Consider the following 20,747-nt stretch of genomic DNA (forward strand, 5'->3'; position numbering starts at 1 on the left):
CCATAAGTGATCGCGGGCCGCCTGCTGCCAGGCGGCCCGTTTCTATGTTCGAGGACCGCGTATGGCCTGGCTGACCTGGCTTATTGTCATTATTGCCACGGCAGGGGTCATCATCCGCCCCTGGCGCCTGCCGGAAGCGATCTGGGCGGTGCTCGGCGCGGGTCTTCTGGTGATCCTGGGACTGGTACCCGTGAAGGACGCGCTCGCCGCGGTCGAACGCGGGACGGATGTCTATCTTTTCCTCATCGGCATGATGCTGCTGTCGGAAGTCGCCCGGCGGGAGGGACTGTTCGATTGGCTCGCGGCCTTTGCCGTGCGAAAGGCGCGCGGCTCATCGCGCCGGCTGTTCCTGCTCATCTATGGCGTGGGCACCGTCGTCACCGCGTTCCTCTCCAATGACGCGACGGCCGTGGTGATGACGCCGGCGGTCTTTGCCGCCGCCAAACACGCGAAGGCGGAGCCGCTGCCCTATCTCTTCGTCTGCGCCTTCATCGCGAATGCCGCGAGCTTTCTGCTGCCCATCTCCAACCCCGCCAATCTCGTACTCTACGGCAATCATGTGCCGCCGCTTTTCACTTGGCTCGGCCATTTCCTCCTGCCCTCCGTTCTGGCGATCGGGGCCACGCTTGGCGCGCTGCTGCTGACGGAACGCCGGCATCTGCAAGCGCCCGTCGACAGCGACATCGACCAGCCGGCGCTTCCGGCCGGTGGCGTCGCAGCCGCAATCGGGATTGCCGTGACGGCTGTCGTGCTGCTGGTGGCCTCCGCCGCCGATATCCAGCTCGGCCTGCCCACGGCGATATCGGGAGGGCTCACCACTATTTTCGTGCTGTGGCGCAAGCGCGAGACACCATGGGCGGTTTTGCGCGGCATCTCCTGGACCGTGCTGCCGCTGGTCGCCGGGCTATTCGTGCTGGTGGAGGGACTGCGCCAGACGGGCGTGCTCACCCGTCTTGCGACGCTACTGCATGATTTCGCCGCGCAATCCGTCACCGCGACAGCCTGGGGCGCGGGTGCCGTGCTCGCATTTGCGTGCAATCTCATGAACAACCTCCCGGCGGGGCTGATCGCCAGTTCGACCATCGCGACCGGTCACCTGCCGCAGAAGGTCACCGATGCGCTGCTCGTAGGTGTCGATCTCGGGCCCAATCTCTCAATCACCGGCTCGCTGGCGACCATTCTGTGGCTCACCGCCATCCGGCGGGAGGGCGAGGACGTCACCTTCAAGACCTTCCTTCTGCGCGGCGCGGTCGTCATGCCGCCGGCATTGCTGCTGGCGCTGGCGGGATTGCTGGTCAGGTAAGGATTGTCCCCTAGCCGTAATGATGTCATTGCAGGAGCCATAGTCGGAGCCCCTAGGCGATGAACCGTCTGTTCGGAATGCTGCCGTATCTGGCGGCCGTTTTCATCGATCTGTTCTCGTTCGGATTGATGTATCCCGTCATCGTCATTCTGTTCCGGGACTTCAGCGCGCGACATGTCTACGGGCCGGGCACGCTCAATCTGCTGCTCTCTGTGACCTTCTCACTCTTTCCCTTCGGCATGTTCTTTGGCGCCTCGCTGCTCGGCGATCTATCGGACGCGCTGGGCCGGCGACGCACGCTGCTCATCTGCATGACCGGTCTCACCCTTGCCTATGCCCTGATGTTCCTGGGGGTCGAGAGCGACGTCATCGGCTTGCTGCTCGCCGGACGCCTGATCTCCGGGCTGATGGCGGGGGCCGCGCCGATCGCCCAGGCGGCCATGATGGATCACAGTACGCCGGAGCTGCGTGGGCGGGACATGTCCCGTGTGGTGCTCGTCAATTGCCTCGCTATCGCCTCAGCCCCTGCCGTCGGCGGCGTATTGACGGATATCTGGCTGCCGCTGCCAATGCTCTTCACCGTGCTGCTCTGTATCGGCGCCTTCGCGCTCATCATCCGCTCGCACCTGCCGGAAGCCGCACCGCGCGCCGCGCTCAACCTGAGCTGGCGCCGCCCGGTCATGAACTTCGTCCTCGCAGCGCGGCACCCACGCATCCGCTGGTTCGCGCTCGCGTTCTTCCTGTTCCAGCTCGGCTTCTCGATCTACTTCCTCTACGTGCTCGTCCTGATGGGTGAGACCTATCATCTGGAGCCGAGCTGGCTCGGGATTTTCTCCGCCACGATCGGCTTGGGCATGGTTGTCGGATCGACCGTCGGCTACCAGCTGCTGGCCCGGATGATCCGCAACGAGGTGGCCCTGGCGGCGCTGTCGCTCGGCCTCTGCGGCATCATGGTCCTGCTTGCGGCGGTCAGCGGCAAGGTGCTGCAATGGCCCTTCGCCTTCCTCGCCTCGATCGCCAATTGCTGCGCCTACATCACCCTGCTCGCGCTGCTCAGCGCGGCCGCCGGGGCCGAGCGGCAGGGCTGGGCGATGGGTATCGGCAGCGCCGCGGTGGCGCTCGCCTTCTTTCTCTCTGGACTGCTCGCCGGGCTGCTCGCCTTCGTCCCGCTCCCCGTCATGCTCGCCATAGGCGGTGCCCTGGTGGTACTGAGCGCGACCCCGCTCTGGCCCAGCATCCGAGTCATGGCCCGGGAGAAGCAGGCCCCGGCCGAATTGCCCTAGAGCGAATGCCCCTTAGAAGCGGTCAGCGTATTGCGCAGCAGGCAGGCGATGGTCATCGGTCCCACCCCGCCCGGCACGGGGGTGATGCGCCCCGCCACTTCTGCCGCCTCGGCGAAAGCGACGTCGCCGACCAGACGCGTCTTGCCCTCGGCGCCCGGCACCCGGTTGATGCCGACATCGATGACGGTCGCCCCCGGCTTGATCCAGCTGCCCCGTACCATCTCAGGACGGCCGACCGCGGCGACCAGAATATCGGCCTCACGGCAGACAGATTGAAGGTCGCGCGTGCGCGAATGGGCAATCGTCACCGTGCAGCTTTCGGCGAGCAGCAGTGCCGCCATCGGCTTGCCGACGATATTGGAGCGGCCGAGTACGACAGCGCGCAGCCCTGACAGGTCACCCAGTTCAGCCCGCAGCATGAGCAGGCAGCCCAGCGGCGTGCAGGGCACCAGACCGGGCAGGCCGGTCGCCAGCCGCCCGGCATTGATGACATGGAAACCATCCACGTCCTTGTTCGGGGATATCGCGTCCAGGACGCGCGCGCTGTCGATATGCTTCGGCAATGGCAGCTGCACGAGAATGCCATGAACCGCGGCGTCATCGTTCAGCTCAGCGATGAGGCTGAGCAGGGCGGCTTCGGTCGTATCCGCCGCGAGCCTATATTCAAAGGAGGCCATGCCGGACTCCTTCGTCGTGCGCGCCTTGTTGCGCACATACACCTGGCTGGCGGGATCTTCGCCCACCAGCACCACAGCCAGGCCCGGGGCCTGCCCGCCCGCGGCTTTGATCGCTGCAACGTCAGCCGTCACTTCCGCCAGAATGCCGGCGGCAAAGGCACGCCCATCGATGATCTTCGCCGCCATAGATCCTATTCCGTGAAGACGACGGTCTTGCCGCCATTGAGGATAACGCGCCCATCCAGATGGTAGCGGACCGCGCGGGCAAGAACCCGACGCTCGATATCGCGGCCCTTGCGAACGAGATCGTCCGGCGTGTCGCCATGGCTGATGCGCTCGACATCCTGCTCGATGATCGGGCCTTCGTCGAGATCGCTCGTCACATAATGCGCCGTGGCGCCGATCAGCTTCACCCCACGCTCATGCGCCTGATGATAGGGCTTAGCGCCCTTGAAGCCGGGCAGAAAGGAGTGGTGGATATTGATGCAGCGGCCGTTGAGCTTAGCCGTCAGCCCGTCCGACAGGACCTGCATATAGCGCGCGAGGACGACGAGATCGGTCTTGGTCTCCCGCACCAGATCCCAAAGCTCGGCCTCCTGCTCCATCTTGGTCTGGCGGGTGATTGGCAGGTGATGAAAGCGGAGGCCTGAGAAATCGACGCCGGCATAGGTCTCGCGCGGGTGATTGGCGACGATGGCGGTAATCTCCATCGGCAGCTCGCCATTCCGCCAGCGATAGAGAAGATCGACCATGCAATGATCGAATTTCGACACCAGGATCATGACGCGGCGGCGTTCGAGCCGGTCACGCAATGCCCAGTTCATGCCGAAACGCTCGGCAATGGGTTTGAAAGCCTCGCGGAAACCTTCGGTAAAGCCTTCATCGGCGCGATCAGAGGTGAATACGACGCGCATGAAGAAGCGGTTGCTCTGCTGGTCGTCGAATTGCTGCGCTTCCAGAATATTGCCGCCCGCCTCGAACAGGAAGGTGGTGACGGCGGCCACGATTCCGGGCCGGTCCGGGCTTGCGATCGTAAGAACGAATTGAGGCTGAAGGCTGGATGGCGGGGCCATGGCTGTCTTTCAGATCAGATTCACGCAGGTGGAGAATGGCGCAGCATGCGCGATCCGCATAATGCGCGGGCGGACGCTTGCGACTTGTGCATTGGCTGTTTGCGCCCGAGACTATTCCTCGGACGCGGTGGTACCCATGCCCTTCTCCGCCGCGGCTGCGGCCGCCACCACGGCCAGCGGGTCCAGCAGATGGCGATGGCGAATCTTCGCCTCCAGATAGGCGCGGTTCGCGACGGTCACGAAAACGCCCGTGCGACGCACCTCGGCCACGTCGATCCCCGCGGCCGTGAGCTGCGCCACCTTGTCCGGGTTATTGGTCAGGAGACGAATGCGGTTGACGCCCAGGGCCTGCAGCATGCGCGCGCCGATCGTATAATTGCGGGCATCCTCGGGCAGGTTGAGCCAGCGATTGGCTTCATAGGTATCGATGCCCTGGTCCTGCAGCCGATAGGCGTCGAGCTTGGCATAAAGGCCGATGCCGCGGCCTTCCTGGCGCAGATAGAGCAGGATGCCGCCCTCCTCCGCCAATAGGCCGATCGCCTCATGCAGCTGTTCCCCGCAATCGCAGCGGGCGGAGGAAAAGATATCCCCGGTCAGACATTCGGAATGCAGGCGCACCAGAAGGGGACGGCTCAGGTCAGGGTTACGGCCGGCAAAGCGGATGGCGACGTGCTCCAGCCCGTCCAGCCCGTCGAAACCCACGAATTCAGCCGGAATTCCGGCGGGCCCGAGCGGAATAGTCACGGGCGTGCGCGCCGTGCAATCCAGCATCGGCTCGCCCGGCCGGGAAATGGGCGTCAGATGCGTCATAGGAAGTTTCCAGGCGACACGGCAGGCGGACTTTCAGGGATTATTTCACGACGCAAAGCGGGCGAAATCACATCATACGTTTCTAGCACGTCATCTTCATACTCCTGACGCGCTAAAAGTCTCAGGCGAATTGCGTCTGCCAGCCTTTCGATGCCGAGGCCTTGAAGGGCGGGCAGGCCGCTGTCGCCGAGCAGGATCGGCGCGCGATGCCAGGCGAGGCGATCGACCAAGCCGGCCCGCAGCAGCGCCCCGGCTATCTGGCTGCCGCCCTCGTTCAGGATGGTGGTGAGACCCACCTCTTTCAGCGCGCGCAGCCCGGCCGCAAGGTCCAGCCGACCATCGGCGGCGCGCGGCACCCTCAGCACCGCAGCACCTGCTGCCTGCAAGGCCTGCGCCCGCTCGGGGTCGGCATCGCTTGCTGCCAGCAGGATCAGCGGATGAGTGGCGGCATGACGGACAAGCTGGGCATCCAAAGGCGTGCGCAGCCCGCTATCGGCGACCACCCGCCAGCGGGGCCGATCCTCAAGCCCCGGCAGCGCACTCCGCAAACCAGGATCATCGGCCAGAACGGTGCCGATGCCGACGAGAATGGCATCATGCTCGGCCCGCATCCGCTGCACGACCTGACGCGCGCCGGGGCCGGTGATCCAGCGGCTTTCACCACCCCGCGTCGCGATACAGCCGTCCAGCGTGACGCCGAGTTTGACGGTCACCCAGGGCAGACCATGGGTGACGGCTTTGACGAAACCGGCGACGACAGCCTGGGCATCCCGCTCCATCAATCCGGTCTGGACGGCAATGCCGGCCGCCCGCAGACGCGCGGTACCACGGCCTTGGACGCGCGGATCTGGATCATGCGCGAAGGCGATGACGACGCGGGCGATGCCCGCTTCGATCAGCGCATCCGCGCAAGGCGGGGTGCGACCATGATGGGAACAGGGTTCGAGCGTGACATAGGCGGTCGCTCCCTGGGCCGCGCTGCCCGCCTCACGCAGCGCCATGACTTCGGCATGGGGGCGGCCGCCGGGCTGGGTCGTACCATGACCCACAATGCGCTCACCCTGAGCAATGACGCAGCCGACCGCCGGATTGGGCGCCGTTGTGCCCAGCGCGCCGCGCGCCAGGGTAAGGGCGGCCATCATCATCCGCCGATCGAGTGTGGTCCATTCGCTCATGGCGGCGGACGATCCTCTGTCGGGAAGGGAAGCGCAAGGGTGCCGCGTCCGCAGAGGAAGCCCAGCAGGCCACCGGCCATGACGTCGCCCAGGAAATGGATATTGCCGGCGACGAGACCGAATGCGGTCAAACCCACCAAAAGCCCCCAGAGCCAGCGGAGGTCGGGCAAGCGCCACCACAGCACGCCGGCGACCGCCGCAATCGCGGCCGTATGGCCGGACGGGAAGGACGACCAGCCTTCGCCGCCATGGAAGGGGAAGAAGCCGTCGACGCCATCATGGATCAGGGATGGATTGCCGTGCGACCAGGTCTCTGGCCAGGTGCGGCCGAAAGCCTCCTTCAGCAGGTCCTTGAGGGCACTGGCGATGGTCGCGGCCAAAGCCATCGCCACCCAGGTCCAGCCTCGCGCCTGGGGCCGCCAGCCCCACCAGCCGGCAATGGCCGCAAGGACCAGGCCTGGCGTCGCAAAGCTGAGCGGGATCTGCCCGATAGCCGCCAGGCCCAGAAACCATGGGCTGTGGTGAAACAGCCGGTGCATAAGAAAGGCCAGCGGCCTGTCGATCACCAGGATGCTGAAAAGGGTCAGGCACAGCAGGACGAGCAAGAGGCCCAGGCCCCCACTCAGTCCGCGCCTCATCCCTTGTTGCGCATCAACCGCGCCTTGTCCCGCTGCCAGTCACGCGCGGCGACCGCATGACGCTTGTCGGCTTTTTGGCGGCCTTCGCCGAGGCCCAGCAGAACCTTGGCAACCCCACGATCGTTGAAATGGATCTGCAGCGGCACCAGCGTGATGCCGTTGCGGGCGACCGAGGCCGCAAGCTGATTGATCTGCTTGTGCTTGAGCAGCAGCTTGCGTGGCGCGCGCGGCTCGAATCGCGACAGGACGCCGGCCTGATATTCGGGGATATAGGCGTTGAACAGCCACAGCTCGCCGTCGCGCTCGCCGGCCCAGGCCTCGGTCAAGGTCGCGCGGCCATGGCGGAGCGACTTCACCTCCGCGCCTTTCAGCACAAGGCCGGCCTCGACCGTCTCCTTGATAGAATAGTCGAAGCGCGCCTTACGGTTTTGCGAGGCAATGCCGTGGGAGATCAGGCCAGTTTTTGATTTCGATTCTTTGGGTTCGGCCATGTCAGTTGAGGAGACCAACCTCGACCAGGGCGGCCCGCACCTGATTGCGCGTCGCCTCACTGACAGGCGCCAGCGGCAGGCGGCAATCGGGCGTGCCAAAGCCCAGCAGATGCGCCGCGTATTTCACGGGGCCGGGATTTGTCTCGACGAACATCGCGTCATGCAGCGGCACGAGGCGATGCTGAAGGGCGATCGCCTCAGCCATATCCCCCCTGATCCAGGCATTATGCATCTCGGCAATCAGCCGCGGCGCCACATTGGCTGAGACGGAAATGCAGCCGACGCCGCCCGCCACGAGATGGGCCAGCGCGGTGTGATCCTCGCCCGACAGCTGGCAGAAATCGGGCCCGATGGCGCGGCGCGTATGGAGCGGGCGGGTCAGATTGGCGGTGGCATCCTTCACGCCCACGATGTTCGGGTGCTTCGCCAGGCGGGCCATGGTCTCCACACTCATATCGACCACGCTACGGCCGGGGATGTTGTAGATCACCACCGGGATATCGGCCTTCTCGGCGATGGCCGTGAAATGGAGATAGAGCCCTTCCTGGGTCGGCTTGTTGTAATAGGGCGTCACCACCAGCACCGCATCGGCGCCGGCGCTTTTGGCGTGCCGCGCGAGGCTCACCGCCTCCTCCGTGCTGTTCGAGCCCGCACCCGCGATCACCGGCACACGGCCACCGGCAGCCGCGATGGTGATCTCGACCACGCGGCGATGCTCTTCATGGCTCAGCGTGGGAGACTCGCCGGTCGTGCCCACCGGCACCAGACCATGCGTGCCCTCGCCGATCTGCCAATTGACGAAGCGCTCAAGCGCTTTCTCGTCGATGGCGCCGTCAGCCTGCATGGGCGTAATGAGGGCAACGAGCGAGCCCTTGAACATGGCGGTATCCTCGACTGAGCACGGCTTGACGGTGGAGACGGAATTGGGCGGGAAAGTAGGACCGGCAGGGCGGCATCGCAAGCCGCACACCGCTCGCCTGGGACATGCGCTGGTGGCAGATGGCCAAAGCGTCATGCGCTGCGGCCGCCGTCCTCCCTTTGCGAAGGGCTGTACATGCGCAATGATGGATTTATAGAACGAGGGTCCGCGGGCTTTTCATGCGTCTTCTTCCCCTATTGGGCTGCGCCAGCCTGCTCGCGCTCCAGATCTCCACGGCATCCGCTCAGGGCGTGCAGACGCCGATGGATGCCGTCGCCGCCCATAACTGGGATCAGGCCAATGCCATGGCAGGGCAATATGCCGACCCGGTCGCGGTCAAACTCGTCACCTATTACCGGCTGCTGACGCGCGGACAGGCGAGCGCGCCCGAAATCCGCGCCTTCATGAGCGCCAATCCAGACTGGCCGCAGCAGGCGCTTCTGGAAACGCGCTGGGAGCAGGCGCTGGCCGCGGAACCCGATCAGACAACAGCGCTCGCGCAATGCCAGGCCCAATTGCCCAGCAGCGCCCAGGCGCTGCTCCGCTGTGCGACCGCCTTCCAGACCGCGAATGACAGCGCCGATGCCACGAAAGCCGTCCGCGCCGCCTGGACCGGAACAGGCATCACCGATCCGGGTGATATCTCGGCCTTCCTCAGCCAATGGGGCAGCCTGCTGCAGCCGGACGACGAATGGGCGCGTTTTGTGGCGCTGGCGCGCATCGCGTCGCCTGCCGCCGGTGCCCAGATCAGCCGCCTACCCGCTGACCGGCAGACAGCCGCGTCGACCTGGGTCGCGCTCAATACCGCGCAGCCCGATGCCGCGACTGCGCTCCAGGCACTCCCCGAGCCTGATCAGGAAAATCCCGGGCTGTTCCTGGCCGGTGCGCGCTATTTGCGGAAAAACGCGGGCGACCCCGTGGCCCTGCCCTTTTGGACCAGCCATGGCTATGCCGCCTTTCAGGCGGGCGACGCCGTGCAGCAGCATGCCCTATGGCATGAGGCCGCCTATCTGGCCCGCAACCTGATCTCGGACAATGACGGTCAGGACGCCTACACGCTGGTGAAGTTGATCCAGCCCAGCGCCGCCGCGGATGCAGCCGACCAGCAGTTTCTGGCAGGGTTCATCGCACTGCGCGTTTTGCATGACGCCACTAAGGCGGAGCCGTTTTTCCGCAAGCTGACGACACTGTCTGCCGCCGCCATCACCCAATCCCGCGCCCATTACTGGCTGGGCCGGACCCTGGCCGCCCAGGGCAGCACCATGCAGGCGGCAGCCGAATACAAGCTGGCGGCGGCCTATCCCACGACTTTCTACGGCCAGATCGCGGCCCTTGCCCTGGGCGACAATCCGGCGACGCTCAATGCCCGCATTCTGGCGGCACCCGAACCTGCCTGGAATGGGGCGGACGCGCTGGGCTTCGCCGGGCGGGAGACGGCGCGTGCCGCGGCTCTGCTGGTAGCCTGGAACGAGCCGGGGCGCGCCTATAACTTTCTGCTCGACGTCGTGGCCATCGCACCTGACCCGGCGGATTACGCCATGGCGGCCCAGCTGGCCATGGGCTTCCAGATTCCGAATGCCGGCATCGGCCTGGCGCGCGTCGCTGGCCTGCATGGCACCATGCTGCTCAATGCCGGCTGGCCAATCCCCTTCCAGCCGCAAAGCAATGCCGGGATCGAACCCGCCGTCACTCTCGGTCTCATACGCCAGGAAAGCAGTTTCGATATCGGTGCGGTGAGCCCTGCCGGCGCGCTCGGCCTGATGCAGCTGATGCCCGCGACCGCGCGGCTGGTGGCGAAACAACAGGGCAGCACCGTCTCACCCTGGCAGCTAACGACCGCGCCCGACGTCAACATGACTCTCGGAAACGCCTATTTCGCCACTTTGATGCAGCGCTTCGACAACTGCCTGCCGCTGTCGATTGCCAGCTACAATGCCGGCCCCAATCGCGTGGACCAGTGGCTGGCCCAGAATGGTGATTTCCGTGTGCCGGGTGGGCCGGATGTGCTGGATTGGATCGAGCTTATCCCCTTCGATGAGACCCGCAATTACGTGCAGCGCGTGACCGAGGGCATCGCCATCTATCGCGCGAAGGAAGGCGTGGCCGTTCCCTATCCGCTGCAGCAATGGCTGCATTGATGCGGGCCAGCCGTCTGCTCGCCAGCGCCGGGGGCGTCGGCTTTTTTCCCTGGGCGCCCGGCACTGCTGGCTCGCTTGTGGCCATGGGCGCTGGTTGCGCGATCCTGGCTTTTGCCGGGCACTGGATTTTGCTTGCACTCGCCATCGTCGCGACGGTCGGCGGCATTGCGGCCATCCGCTTGGCGGAAGCAAAGGACGATCCCGGCTGGGTGGTGATTGACGAGGTCGCAGGCCAGTGGCTGACGCTGGCCGGACTTCTGCACGTCACCTGGATTGGTGCTGCCGTCGCCTTCGCATTGTTTCGTCTGCTCGATATCCTCAAGCCGGGCCCTATCGGCTGGGCAGACCGCATTCATACACCGACTGGAATCATGCTGGATGACGTCATCGCGGGCGTCATCGGCGGCATACTGATCCGTCTGGTCCTGCTGTGGCACCCTGATTTATTCGGCTGAGGAGCTTGGCCCATGTTCCCGAATGATCTGCTGGCGGAGGCTGAAGCGCTGCTGGGGACCGCCCGCGCGCGCGGCTGGCACATCACCACGGCGGAAAGCTGCACCGGCGGGCTCATCGCCGGGCTGCTCACGGCCATCGGCGGCTCCTCAGACGTGGTGGACGGCGGGGCCGTGACCTATTCCAACGCCGCCAAGACGCGGATGCTGGGCGTGCCGGCCGAATTGATCGCAACTCATGGCGCCGTCAGCGAGCCGGTGGCGCGCGCCATGGCGGAGGGTGCGCGGGCCACCGCCGCGGTGGATCTCGGGATTGCCGTGACGGGCGTTGCCGGCCCCGGCGGCGGCACCGTTGAAAAGCCGGTCGGCCTGGTCTGGTTCGGCCTCGCCTCGGCCGCCGGCATCACGGCTGAATCGCGTATCTTTCCGGGCGACCGCACGGCAGTGCGCTTGGCCACGGTCCGCCATGCGATCGGTCTGCTGCGGCGCGCCCTCGACGACGGGCGCCGCTTCGTTTGATCAGAGGTTAGGGCGCATCTTGCAGGATATGCACATCGGCCTGGGCGATGAGGTGCTTCGCCTTGTCCAGGAAGGAGGTCAGCGCCGGTGCCTGATTATGGGCGTCGAGCGCCGCCTGATCCTGCCACTTCTCGATCACCACCAGCGTATCGGCGCCGAATTTCACCGGTGAATAAGCGAGGTCGATGACCGGCTGATATTCGATGCAGCCGGGCTCAGCGCGGACCTCGGGCACGATCGATTGGAAGGCCGCGAGCAGCGAAGCCCGATGGCCGATCTTGGCGGTCAGCACGGCGATTATGTGAATCATGGCTTGTCCTCGACGGGTGGCGGGGTAAAGAGCCACCCCAAACGATGCCGATTTATGCCGCGCCGCCGGAGAATTGGAAACCGCCACCTGGACATGGCTCGTCGCGGCAGGGCCGGAACAGGCCGCGTCAGCCGGTCGCCGCGTTTGCGTCCAAATAGTCGAGCAAAGCCTGCCGATAGGGGCGCAGGCTTTTGTAGCGCTCCATCTCAGGCGGCAGGCCGCGAATGGCGGAGGCGAGTTTTTCGGCCTCGCCCGCCAATGCCACTACATCGGCGAGCGGCGTCACATGCGTGCCGATGCCGAAGGCAAGAACGCCGCTTTCCGGGAGAACACGAAAGGTCTGCCGCTCCACTCGCAGCCACAAGGTCTGCCCGGCATTCTGTGCCGTGATGCTGGCGTCATGACCCGTCACCCCATGGCCGGTCGGCTGATAGAGCGCCGCATCCTCATGGATGGACCAGTTGAAGCGCACAGCGAGCCGGCCGGGCTTGAGCGCGCCCATGAAACGATCGACCGGCCGCTGCAGCGTCTCACCATAGCCTGGCACCGTCGTATGGATCGCCTTCATGGGGCGGCCGATCTTTTCCGACAGCCGCCAGCGGCTGGGGAAGCAGAGGATCGCCGCAATCAGCACCGGTCCGTCGTCGGTCAGCCGCATGAGGCAGAAATCCTCGGCGACCCAGGAGCAGATGGTCGCCAAGGGATGCTCGGCCGCATCCCAGCCCGGCACGCTGCCGGAGCGATGCACTGCCAGCCAGTCCGCTAGAACCTGCCGGAGTTCGGCCATGGCCCCCTCCGATCCTGGCGTATCGGCCAGCACGTCTGCGCGCCGTGCGGCGAGCAGTTGGGCACGCTCGGCCCGCTGGGCGGGCACGCGGGAATCCCATTCCAGCCAGTCAGCATCCTGAACCGCCGTCAGGCCCATGACCATTTTGTGCGGTCCGCCCTGATAGGGCAGATGCAGAACCGGTGGCGGCAGGAAGGCGTCAGGCATGGCCGGCGGCGGACCCTTCCAGCGGGAAGTGGCAGGCGACCGAACGATTGTCGCCGAGCGGACGCAGCCGGGGAATCTCGGTCTTGCAGACATCCTGCGCGATCGGGCAGCGGGTGTGGAAGCGGCAGCCCGGCGGCGGATTGGTCGGGCTCGGCGGCTCCCCGCGCAAAATCGTCCGCGCCTTGATATTGCCATGCGGATCGGGCTCGGGCACGGCCGAGATCAACGCGGCCGTATAGGGATGTGCCGGCCGGTGCAGAACCCGATCCGTCTCGCCCAGTTCCACGATGCTGCCGAGATACATCACCGCCGTGCGGGTCGCGATCTGGCGGACGACACTAAGGTCATGGGCAATAAAGACATAGGTCAGGCCGAGCTTGTCCTGCAGGTCCATGAACAGATTGACGATCTGCGCCTGCACCGAGACGTCGAGCGCCGAGACCGGTTCATCCGCCACGATCAGGCTTGGCGACAGGGCGATGGCCCGGGCGATACCGATGCGCTGACGCTGCCCGCCCGAGAACTCGTGCGGAAAGCGCGTGAGGAATTCCGGGGAGCAATTGACCATCTCCATCAGCTCCCGGAGCCGGTCCTGGATGTCCCGCTCGGACCCCTTGCCATGAACGCGCAGCGGCTCGGCGATCAGATCGCCGACACGCCGGCGTGGATTGAGCGAGGAATAGGGGTCCTGGAAGACCATCTGCATATCGGCGCGCAGCGGCCGCAACTCACGCTGGCTCAGATGCGTGATGTCCTGGCCGTTGAAGACGATCCGCCCGTCAGTCACGTCATAAAGGCGCAGCAGGCAGCGGCCGAGCGTAGATTTGCCGCAGCCGGATTCGCCGACAAGACCCAGGACCTCGCCGGGATAGACCTCGACCGAGACATCGCTCAGCGCTTGCACATGCTGGATGCCGCCGGCACGGAAGCGGCTGCCGACTGTGAAGGTCTTGGAAATGCTGGCAGCCTGCAGCATGGGCTTCATGGTGCTCATGCGGCTTCTCCTGGTCCGCGGATGGCGCGCTCATGCGCCCAATCCGGCATGCCCTTCTCGGCCACCCAGCAGGAGGCTTCCTGCGATCCATTGCGGAACAGCGGCGGACGCGTGGCGCAGACATCCATGCGGAATTCGCAGCGCGGCTGGAAGGGGCAGCCAGCAGGCCGGCCCATGGGCGCGGGCGGACTGCCAGGAATGGAGGGCAGACGGTGTGGCCGCACCCCATGCATCGGCGGAATGGAATGCAGCAGGCCAAGCGTATAGGGATGGGTGGGTTGCCCAAGCACCGCAGGCTTCGGCCCGCGTTCGGCGATGATGCCCGCATACATGACCATCACACGGTCTGAGACGGTGGCGACGACGCCCATATCATGCGTAATCAACATGACGCTGGACCCGAAATCCGCACGCAGCCGCTGAATGAGTTCCAGGATCTGCGCCTGCACGGTGACATCGAGCGCGGTTGTCGGCTCATCGGCGATAAGCAGGGACGGGTTGCAGGACAGCGCCATGGCGATCATCGCGCGCTGGCGAAGGCCGCCCGAAAGCTGATGTGGATAGCGGCCGGCGGCCTTGGCGGGGGCGGGAATCCCCATCTCTCCCAGCATCTCGACCGCGCGGGCGCGGGCGGCACGGCGCGACAGCTTTTGATGCGCGCGCAACTGCTCCTCGATCTGCCATCCGATGGTATAGACCGGCGTCATTGCCGTCATCGGGTCCTGGAAGATCATCGCGATCTCACGTCCGCGCAGGTCACGCATCTCGCGCGGGCTCAGCGCCAGCAGGTCACGGCCCTTGTAGCGGATGGACCCGGTGATGATGGCGTTGGGATCGGTGATCAGCCGCATGACGGCAAGCGATGTCATGCTTTTGCCCGAGCCTGATTCGCCGACGATCGAGAGTATTTCCCGCTCGCGCACATTGAAGGAGACATTCTCCAGAATGCGGATGATGCCGCGCTCGGAACGGAAGGAGACAGACAGATCCTGCACGTCGAGCAGGAGGCCTGCGGTGTCGGTGGCCATGGGATCAGCGGGCATCGCGCACTCTCGGGTCAAGCCAGGCATAGGCGATGTCGACCACCGCATTGGCGACGACGACGAAGAAGGAGGAATACATGACGGTCGCCATGATGAAGGGCAGGTCCAGGCTTTGCAGAGCGAGATAGGTAAGACGCCCGACGCCGGGCAGGTTGAAGACCACTTCCGTCAGCAGCGCGCCGCCACCGACCAGCGCGCCGAAATCCAGGCCGAACATCGAGACGAAGGTGATGAGCGAGGTGCGCAGCGCGTGGCGGAACATGATCCGCGATTCCGACAGGCCCTTGGCCCGCGCGGTGCGAATGAAATCCTCCTGATAGGCTTCCACCAGATTGGCGCGCAGCACGCGGCCATAGAGGCCGATATAGAGGATCGCGAGGGTTATCCAGGGAATGACCAGGCTTTTGAACCATAGCATCGGATGCTGGGTCAGCGGCGTGTAGCCCAGGCCCGGCACCCAGTGGAACAGCCAGGTATTGTGGAAGCGCGACTGTGTGATGAGGTTGGCGACCGAGCCGACCCAGAAGACCGGCATCGAAATCCCGACCAGTCCCAGGAACATCAGCAGCCGGTCCGGAATGCCGCCACGGGTGGCGGCCGCCACCATGCCCATGATGATGGCGAAGATAACCCAGATCACGGCGGCGCCAAATACGAGCGACAGCGTCACGGGTGTCGCCTCGACCACAGCCGGGATGACGCGCTCGCCCCGATTGACGAAGGAGGTGAGATCGCGGGAGATGAAGAGCTTCTCCATCACCTTCCCGTATTGCACCGGCAGCGGCTGATCGAAGCCGAAGGAGTGGCGGACCTGCGCCAGCACTTCCGGCGTCGCATTGCGGCCGGCGATGCGGGCCGAAGGATCAGCCCCCGGTGTCGCGAAGAAGATGAGGAAGACAACGATACTGATGCCGAACATCACGAACAGCATTTCCGTCAGACGGCGAAGAATCGGAAGGAGCATGGGCCTTAATCCTTCCGCACGCGCAGCTTGGCGCGCGGGTCGAAGGCATCGCGCACGCCGTCACCCAAAAAGTTGAGAGCCAGCACGGTAATGACGATCGCCAGACCCGGCGCAAGAGCGACCATGGGCTGGGTATAGAGCAGATCCTCACCGTCCAGAATGATCGTGCCCCAGCTGGCATTGGGCGGCTGCACGCCGATGGACAGGAAGGACAGTGCCGATTCCGTCAGCATGTTCAAGGCCATCATGAGGGGCGCGAAGACGATGAGCGTGGTCGTGACATTGGGCAGGATGTCGCGGAGCAGAATGCGCCCTGACGGCACACCGAGGCAGCGTGCGGCGAGCACGAAATCGCTCCGCGTGAGTGACAGAACCTGGCCGCGAATGGGTCGCGCCACATAGGGCACGTAGACGATGCCGATGATCATGATCGGCAGGATCAGGCTGTTCGAGGCGATGGTGAAGGGGCCGATCTGGATGCCCTTGCTGATAAAGACGATCGAAAGCGAGATCGCGAGCAGGTAGATCGGAAATGCCCACAGCACGTCCAGCAGACGGGCGAGCACGGTATCGACCCAGCCGCCGAGAAAGCCCGCGACGGTGCCGACGATCGCAGCGAAGACCAGCGTCACGACCGTCGCCGCGAAGGAAATGATGAGCGAGTTGCGGCCGCCATAGAACATGCGGGCGGCGACATCGCGGCCCTGATTATCGGCGCCGAAGAAATACTGGCCCTGCCAGGTCGGCCCGATCGGCGTCACGCCCAGGCCGAGCCCTGCGGTATCGGCCTGCATGATATCGACCGAATTGCCGCCGATGGTGATCTGGCCGTCCAGATTCGACTGGAAGGGATCGGTTTGCGAAATATGCTGAGCATAAAAGGGTGCCGCGCAACAGGCCAGGATGATCACCAGCAGAACGATGATCGCGCCCACCGCCGTGCGGTCACGCATGAGCTTGCGCAGCGCGACGCGCCACGGACCTTCGGGCTTGTCAGCGGCTATCTTAGGCAAAGTGGTGGTCGCTGCGTCAGACATTGCTCATTGCCCGCTCAGGTCGAGAGACATTCAAAACATACATTCTATGGAGCCTCATGGGGCTGGCCGAAAACGGCCGAAGAACGTGAGGCGGCATGATGCCGCCCCACCTTCTGCCTGAACATCCAAGCGTGGATGCCATAGTCGCGATAGGCCAGGGGACTGATTACTGAACCCAGACCTGAGAGTAGATCATGTGGAACTGCTCGCTGAAGGTGAAGTTCTTCAGGCGACCGGAGACGAAGTCGAGCTGCTTCGGCGTGAAGAGCGTCGCCCAAGGCGCCTGGTTCGTCAGTTCCTCGTCAAGCTTCGCCCATTCCGCATTGGCCGCCGTCCGGTCCGTTACCGCCGTGATCAGATTCTTGTTGATATCGGCGTCGATCCCCTTGTCGCAGAAGCCCGAAATATTGATCGAGGCATCGGAACCGGGATGGAAGGAGCCGCAGCTCAGCAGCACGTTGATGAAGTCAGAGGCGGCCGGATAATCCTGGTACCACTGGCTGATGCTGATCTGCACGTTGTTCTTGGTGTTCTGGATATAGGTGAACTGGATGTTCGCCGAAATCACCTTGAGCGTCGCCTTGAAGCCCAGCTGGTTCAGAACGCTGACAAGATAGGTACCGAGCGCAGGATCGACGTTCTGGTCGTCCGCGATCACCGTCACCGGCTGGCCGATCTGGCCGGAAGCCTTCATCAGCTCCTTGGCTTTGACCAGGTCAGGCGCTGACCACTTGGTGCCCGGCGCTTTGGTATAGGGGCAATAGGCTTTGTAGCCAGGGAAGCCGGGCGGCAGAACCTGGCAATTCGGCACAGCCAGACGCGGACCGCCATAGATGTTCACGGTAGACTTGCGATTGATCGCGTAATTGACCGCGAGACGCGCATCCTTGTTGTTGAAAGGTGCGATATTGACGTTCATCGGCGCGTAGTAGATGGCGAAAAGCGGGTTGATATGGATCTGGCCCGCATCTTTGGACGCCATTTCCGGCAGACGGTCAGACGGCGGGCTGTCAAACATCCAGTCCTGCTGACCATTCTCGATGGCCGTCACTTCGTCTTCGGGCTTGGGTCCGAAGGTGTAGTCGATCTCATCGACATAGCCAGCCGGCTGCGCGTCCTTGCTCCATTCCTTGAAATACGGGTTCCGCTTCAGAATCATATTCTTCTGCGGATCGTAGCTCACGATCTCATAGGGGCCGGTCGCAGGGGCAGCTGCGGTGCCAAGGTCCTTGGCAGCCGTATCGGCCGGGACGATGTCGCCGAAGGGCGTCGCCAGCTTGTAGAAGAATTCGGAGTCCGGCTGCGTCAGATGGAAGGTGACGGTATTGGCTGCATCATCGGCCACGACACCGCCCGCAAGGGTGCAGGTCGCCGGGGTCTTCAGGCAGGCATCGGCGCCGACAATGACATTGTACCAGGAACCCGCATTCGGGTTGCTGACCTTGAAGATGCGCTGAAAGGTGGCGACCACGTCTTCCGGCGTCACATCCTTGCCATTCGAGAACTTCACGCCCTTGCGCAGCGTGAAGACATAGGTCTTGCCACCGTCCTGCGGGGCCGGAACCGAGGTCGCCAGATCGGGCACGACATCGTTTGAGGCCGCACCGTTCACATGCTTGAAGGCGACCAGGCCGTCATTGGTGACGAAGAATACAGTCCAGAACTGGCTGGTGTAATTGATCTGCGGGTCTATCGTACCGGCAGCGGCGGCACCCGTCAGGCGCAGCGTCCCGCCCATATGATCAGCCGCTTGGGCTGCAGGCGCGCTCAGCGCCGCAAGACCCGTCGCGGCTAGAAGTGCCACGGCGGAGGATTGGAGCCATCGTCGCAAAGTCATGATCATCTCTCCAGATTGACGAGGTCGGGTGGTATCGACTGCGCGCTTAAGCCGCGTCGAGGAAGTCGGCGACGGCCGCAAGGCACGCCTCTTTTTCCTCAACATGCGGCATGTGGCTGGAATTTTCGAAAATAATCCAGCGGACATCGGGAATATGGTCGGCATAGGGCTGCACGCAGAGCGGCGTCGCCTCGTCATACCGGCCTGAAATGAGAAGCGTCGGCACCTGAATCTGATGCAGACGGCTTTCGATCGTCCAATCCTTCATCGAGCCGATGACGTGGAACTCAGTCGGTCCGTTCATGGTGTGATAGACGGTCGGGTCAGCGGCGATCGCATCGAAGGTGCGCTGCACTTCGGGCGGCATCGGCACGACGCGGCAGACATGCTCGGCATAGAACGCGGCAGAGGCCTGTTGATATTCGTCGCTGTCGATCGTGCCAGCCTCTTCGTGGCGGGTCAGCGTATCCTGCACGTCCTGCGGCAGGTCACGCCGCAGGCGGTTCGCTTCTTCCACCCAGGTCTTGAGCGAGGCCGGCGAATTGGCGATCACCAGGCGACGCAAACCTTTCGGCTGGCGCACGGCATGTTCCGCACCCAGCATGCCGCCCCAGGACTGGCCGAGCACGTCGTAGCGGTCGGCGATGCCGAGATGGGCCGTCAGCCGGTTCAACTCATCATTGAACAGATCGACCGTCCAGAAGCTACCGTCGCCCGCGCGCTCCGGCAGGTGGGTGGAACGGCCATTGCCGAGCTGGTCATAATGGACGACAGCGCGACCTGAGGCAGCCAGATCCTTGAAGCTGTCGACATAATCATGCGTGCAGCCGGGGCCGCCATGCAGGATGACGAGCGGCGTTTTCGCCGCATCCAAATCGCCGCTCACCCTGTACCAGGTGCGGCCGAACGGGCCCTCGACATAGCCTTCGGTGGAATCCATGAAACCTCTGTTACCGGAACGGCGCCCCAGCGGCGTCTGGCCGCGGTCTATGCACGTCGTGGCCGCCCCAAAGCAAGACCTGTTCCATCGGAGGCCGCTTGCGGGACAATGCGGCCATCCACCCTTACTCGCCCCTGGACAGAGCGGGACCGCTCCTATGTCCTAGGGCAGAACTATTACAGGAAGGATACGGTCCCATGGAAAAAAGACAGCTCGGACAATCGGATATCATCATTCCACCGCTGGTCTTCGGCGGCAACGTCTTCGGCTGGTCGGCCGATGAAGCGACGTCTTTCCGGCTGCTGGATCAGCTGACCGAGGCCGGTCTGACTGCCATCGATACGGCGGATATGTACTCTGTTTGGGCAGACGGGCATCAGGGCGGCGAATCGGAAGCCATCATCGGCCGTTGGCTGGCAAGCCGCGGCGGTCGCGACCGCCACGTCATCATGACCAAGGTCGGCATGGAAATGCCGGACGGCAAAGGTCTCTCCGCGGCCTGGATCAAGACCTCAGTCGAGCGCTCGCTGAAGCGACTCCAGACGGATGTCATCGACCTTTATCAGGCCCATAAGGACGATGAGGAGACGCCGCTGGAAGAGACGCTGACGGCCTTTGCCGACCTCATCAAGGCGGGGAAGGTCCGCGCTATCGGGGCCTCCAACTACACGGCGCCTCGCCTCGCCGAGGCGCTTAAGGTGAGCGCGGCCCATGGCCTGCCGCGCTATGTCTCTCTGCAGCCGCATTACAATCTGGTCGAACGGCCGCTGTTTGAAGGTCCGCTGGAAGACCTTTGCCTGGCTGAACGGCTGGGTGTGATTCCCTATTTCTCGCTGGCCGCCGGGTTTCTCACCGGCAAATACCGCAGCAAGGCCGATCTTGGTAAAAGTGCCGCGCGGGGTGACGGTGTGGCGAAATATCTCGACGGCCGCGGGCCTCAGGTGCTGGCCGCGCTGGACGCCATCGCCGGTGAAACGGGTTCCACCCCGGGGCAGGTGGCGCTTGCCTGGCTGATCGCCCGACCCTCCATCACCGCCCCCATCGCCAGCGCGTCCCGCACCGAGCAAATGGGCGATCTGGTGGCAGCAACGCGGCTCTCGCTGTCCAGCGCGCAGATCGCAGCCTTGGATCAGGCGAGCGCATAGCTCTC

21 protein-coding genes are annotated in these 20,747 nt (G+C 64.3%); 6 read left to right on the plus strand and 15 right to left on the minus strand.

What is annotated here, in order from left to right; genetic code table 11:
- Nucleotides 1–61 precede the first annotated feature (61 nt).
- Nucleotides 62–1,303, plus strand: coding sequence for an arsenic transporter (locus tag AC3G7M_RS01010; protein ID WP_489213887.1), 1,242 nt, complete (start codon nt 62–64; stop codon nt 1,301–1,303).
- A gap of 59 nt (nt 1,304–1,362) precedes the next feature.
- A complete protein-coding gene (locus AC3G7M_RS01015) occupies nt 1,363–2,586 on the plus strand; it encodes an MFS transporter (RefSeq protein WP_489213889.1) in 1,224 nt (407 codons plus the stop codon).
- On the opposite strand, the gene folD is transcribed toward AC3G7M_RS01015, so the two are convergent.
- The 7 genes from folD to dapA form a co-directional block, all read right to left on the minus strand.
- Entirely contained in the window at nt 2,583–3,449 is an 867-nt protein-coding gene (gene folD / locus AC3G7M_RS01020) for a bifunctional methylenetetrahydrofolate dehydrogenase/methenyltetrahydrofolate cyclohydrolase FolD (RefSeq protein WP_489213891.1), read from the minus strand. The two genes, AC3G7M_RS01015 and folD, sit on opposite strands and share 4 nt — an antisense overlap.
- Nucleotides 3,450–3,454: 5 nt before the next feature.
- The gene (gene purU, locus AC3G7M_RS01025; RefSeq protein ID WP_489213892.1) at nt 3,455–4,336 is read right to left on the minus strand and encodes a formyltetrahydrofolate deformylase; all 882 of its coding nucleotides are present in this window, start codon (nt 4,334–4,336) and stop codon (nt 3,455–3,457) included.
- 111 nt (nt 4,337–4,447) lie between these two features.
- The gene (locus AC3G7M_RS01030) at nt 4,448–5,146 is read right to left on the minus strand and encodes a GTP cyclohydrolase II (RefSeq protein ID WP_489213893.1); all 699 of its coding nucleotides are present in this window, start codon (nt 5,144–5,146) and stop codon (nt 4,448–4,450) included.
- Nucleotides 5,143–6,321 (minus strand): bifunctional diaminohydroxyphosphoribosylaminopyrimidine deaminase/5-amino-6-(5-phosphoribosylamino)uracil reductase RibD, encoded by a 1,179-nt coding sequence (gene ribD, locus AC3G7M_RS01035; protein ID WP_489213894.1) that lies wholly within the window; start codon nt 6,319–6,321, stop codon nt 5,143–5,145. Before ribD ends, AC3G7M_RS01030 begins: the two co-directional genes overlap by 4 nt.
- A complete protein-coding gene (locus AC3G7M_RS01040) occupies nt 6,318–6,959 on the minus strand; it encodes a phosphatase PAP2 family protein (protein ID WP_489213895.1) in 642 nt (213 codons plus the stop codon). The genes ribD and AC3G7M_RS01040 overlap by 4 nt, the downstream gene beginning before the upstream one ends.
- Nucleotides 6,956–7,450: an SsrA-binding protein SmpB gene (gene smpB / locus AC3G7M_RS01045; RefSeq protein ID WP_489213896.1), complete on the minus strand. Its 495-nt coding sequence runs from the start codon at nt 7,448–7,450 to the stop codon at nt 6,956–6,958. Before smpB ends, AC3G7M_RS01040 begins: the two co-directional genes overlap by 4 nt.
- Nucleotide 7,451: 1 nt before the next feature.
- Nucleotides 7,452–8,330 (minus strand): 4-hydroxy-tetrahydrodipicolinate synthase, encoded by an 879-nt coding sequence (gene dapA / locus AC3G7M_RS01050; RefSeq protein ID WP_489213897.1) that lies wholly within the window; start codon nt 8,328–8,330, stop codon nt 7,452–7,454.
- A 218-nt stretch (nt 8,331–8,548) separates the two neighbouring features.
- Here dapA and AC3G7M_RS01055 point away from each other — a divergent pair, with 218 nt between their 5' ends.
- From AC3G7M_RS01055 to AC3G7M_RS01065, 3 genes are read left to right on the plus strand one after another with little or no spacing between them, the layout of a single operon-like run.
- Nucleotides 8,549–10,507 carry a lytic transglycosylase domain-containing protein gene (locus AC3G7M_RS01055; RefSeq protein WP_489213898.1) on the plus strand — a complete coding sequence of 653 codons (1,959 nt, stop codon included), beginning with the start codon at nt 8,549–8,551 and terminating at the stop codon, nt 10,505–10,507.
- Nucleotides 10,507–10,962, plus strand: a complete 456-nt coding sequence (locus AC3G7M_RS01060) for a phosphatidylglycerophosphatase A family protein (RefSeq protein WP_489213899.1) — start codon at nt 10,507–10,509, stop codon at nt 10,960–10,962. Before AC3G7M_RS01055 ends, AC3G7M_RS01060 begins: the two co-directional genes overlap by 1 nt.
- A gap of 12 nt (nt 10,963–10,974) precedes the next feature.
- Nucleotides 10,975–11,478, plus strand: a complete 504-nt coding sequence (locus tag AC3G7M_RS01065) for a CinA family protein (protein WP_489213900.1) — start codon at nt 10,975–10,977, stop codon at nt 11,476–11,478.
- Nucleotides 11,479–11,485: 7 nt separating this feature from the next.
- On the opposite strand, the gene AC3G7M_RS01070 is transcribed toward AC3G7M_RS01065, so the two are convergent.
- The 8 genes from AC3G7M_RS01070 to AC3G7M_RS01105 form a co-directional block, all read right to left on the minus strand.
- Nucleotides 11,486–11,788 carry a putative quinol monooxygenase gene (locus AC3G7M_RS01070; protein ID WP_489213901.1) on the minus strand — a complete coding sequence of 101 codons (303 nt, stop codon included), beginning with the start codon at nt 11,786–11,788 and terminating at the stop codon, nt 11,486–11,488.
- A gap of 127 nt (nt 11,789–11,915) precedes the next feature.
- Nucleotides 11,916–12,782 carry a heme-dependent oxidative N-demethylase family protein gene (locus AC3G7M_RS01075; RefSeq protein WP_489213902.1) on the minus strand — a complete coding sequence of 289 codons (867 nt, stop codon included), beginning with the start codon at nt 12,780–12,782 and terminating at the stop codon, nt 11,916–11,918.
- Nucleotides 12,775–13,767 carry an ABC transporter ATP-binding protein gene (locus AC3G7M_RS01080; protein ID WP_489216127.1) on the minus strand — a complete coding sequence of 331 codons (993 nt, stop codon included), beginning with the start codon at nt 13,765–13,767 and terminating at the stop codon, nt 12,775–12,777. The genes AC3G7M_RS01075 and AC3G7M_RS01080 overlap by 8 nt, the downstream gene beginning before the upstream one ends.
- 5 nt (nt 13,768–13,772) lie before the next feature.
- The gene (locus AC3G7M_RS01085) at nt 13,773–14,804 is read right to left on the minus strand and encodes an ABC transporter ATP-binding protein (protein WP_489216129.1); all 1,032 of its coding nucleotides are present in this window, start codon (nt 14,802–14,804) and stop codon (nt 13,773–13,775) included.
- Between the two features lie 4 nt (nt 14,805–14,808).
- On the minus strand, nt 14,809–15,783 hold the full coding sequence (locus AC3G7M_RS01090) for an ABC transporter permease (RefSeq protein ID WP_489213903.1): 975 nt from the start codon (nt 15,781–15,783) through the stop codon (nt 14,809–14,811).
- Nucleotides 15,784–15,788: 5 nt separating this feature from the next.
- Nucleotides 15,789–16,820, minus strand: a complete 1,032-nt coding sequence (locus AC3G7M_RS01095; protein WP_489213904.1) for an ABC transporter permease — start codon at nt 16,818–16,820, stop codon at nt 15,789–15,791.
- Nucleotides 16,821–16,986: 166 nt separating this feature from the next.
- Nucleotides 16,987–18,657 (minus strand): ABC transporter substrate-binding protein, encoded by a 1,671-nt coding sequence (locus AC3G7M_RS01100; protein WP_489213905.1) that lies wholly within the window; start codon nt 18,655–18,657, stop codon nt 16,987–16,989.
- Nucleotides 18,658–18,703: 46 nt separating this feature from the next.
- Nucleotides 18,704–19,597, minus strand: coding sequence for a proline iminopeptidase-family hydrolase (locus AC3G7M_RS01105; RefSeq protein WP_489213906.1), 894 nt, complete (start codon nt 19,595–19,597; stop codon nt 18,704–18,706).
- A gap of 197 nt (nt 19,598–19,794) precedes the next feature.
- Between AC3G7M_RS01105 and AC3G7M_RS01110 the strand changes: the two genes are divergently transcribed.
- On the plus strand, nt 19,795–20,742 hold the full coding sequence (locus AC3G7M_RS01110; RefSeq protein ID WP_489213907.1) for an aldo/keto reductase: 948 nt from the start codon (nt 19,795–19,797) through the stop codon (nt 20,740–20,742).
- Nucleotides 20,743–20,747: the final 5 nt, after the last annotated feature.

This window comes from Acidisoma sibiricum (assembly GCF_057837225.1).

Bases quoted from the DNA above. Each gene is read 5' to 3' on its own strand.
- AC3G7M_RS01010 (WP_489213887.1), top strand. From the start codon at position 62: ATGGCCTGGCTGACCTGGCTTATTGTCATTATTGCCACGGCAGGGGTC.
- AC3G7M_RS01015 (WP_489213889.1), top strand. From the start codon at position 1,363: ATGAACCGTCTGTTCGGAATGCTGCCGTATCTGGCGGCCGTTTTCATC.
- folD (WP_489213891.1), bottom strand. From the start codon at position 3,449: ATGGCGGCGAAGATCATCGATGGGCGTGCCTTTGCCGCCGGCATTCTG.
- purU (WP_489213892.1), bottom strand. From the start codon at position 4,336: ATGGCCCCGCCATCCAGCCTTCAGCCTCAATTCGTTCTTACGATCGCA.
- AC3G7M_RS01030 (WP_489213893.1), bottom strand. From the start codon at position 5,146: ATGACGCATCTGACGCCCATTTCCCGGCCGGGCGAGCCGATGCTGGAT.
- ribD (WP_489213894.1), bottom strand. From the start codon at position 6,321: ATGAGCGAATGGACCACACTCGATCGGCGGATGATGATGGCCGCCCTT.
- AC3G7M_RS01040 (WP_489213895.1), bottom strand. From the start codon at position 6,959: ATGAGGCGCGGACTGAGTGGGGGCCTGGGCCTCTTGCTCGTCCTGCTG.
- smpB (WP_489213896.1), bottom strand. From the start codon at position 7,450: ATGGCCGAACCCAAAGAATCGAAATCAAAAACTGGCCTGATCTCCCAC.
- dapA (WP_489213897.1), bottom strand. From the start codon at position 8,330: ATGTTCAAGGGCTCGCTCGTTGCCCTCATTACGCCCATGCAGGCTGAC.
- AC3G7M_RS01055 (WP_489213898.1), top strand. From the start codon at position 8,549: ATGCGTCTTCTTCCCCTATTGGGCTGCGCCAGCCTGCTCGCGCTCCAG.
- AC3G7M_RS01060 (WP_489213899.1), top strand. From the start codon at position 10,507: ATGCGGGCCAGCCGTCTGCTCGCCAGCGCCGGGGGCGTCGGCTTTTTT.
- AC3G7M_RS01065 (WP_489213900.1), top strand. From the start codon at position 10,975: ATGTTCCCGAATGATCTGCTGGCGGAGGCTGAAGCGCTGCTGGGGACC.
- AC3G7M_RS01070 (WP_489213901.1), bottom strand. From the start codon at position 11,788: ATGATTCACATAATCGCCGTGCTGACCGCCAAGATCGGCCATCGGGCT.
- AC3G7M_RS01075 (WP_489213902.1), bottom strand. From the start codon at position 12,782: ATGCCTGACGCCTTCCTGCCGCCACCGGTTCTGCATCTGCCCTATCAG.
- AC3G7M_RS01080 (WP_489216127.1), bottom strand. From the start codon at position 13,767: ATGAAGCCCATGCTGCAGGCTGCCAGCATTTCCAAGACCTTCACAGTC.
- AC3G7M_RS01085 (WP_489216129.1), bottom strand. From the start codon at position 14,804: ATGGCCACCGACACCGCAGGCCTCCTGCTCGACGTGCAGGATCTGTCT.
- AC3G7M_RS01090 (WP_489213903.1), bottom strand. From the start codon at position 15,783: ATGCTCCTTCCGATTCTTCGCCGTCTGACGGAAATGCTGTTCGTGATG.
- AC3G7M_RS01095 (WP_489213904.1), bottom strand. From the start codon at position 16,820: ATGTCTGACGCAGCGACCACCACTTTGCCTAAGATAGCCGCTGACAAG.
- AC3G7M_RS01100 (WP_489213905.1), bottom strand. From the start codon at position 18,657: ATGACTTTGCGACGATGGCTCCAATCCTCCGCCGTGGCACTTCTAGCC.
- AC3G7M_RS01105 (WP_489213906.1), bottom strand. From the start codon at position 19,597: ATGGATTCCACCGAAGGCTATGTCGAGGGCCCGTTCGGCCGCACCTGG.
- AC3G7M_RS01110 (WP_489213907.1), top strand. From the start codon at position 19,795: ATGGAAAAAAGACAGCTCGGACAATCGGATATCATCATTCCACCGCTG.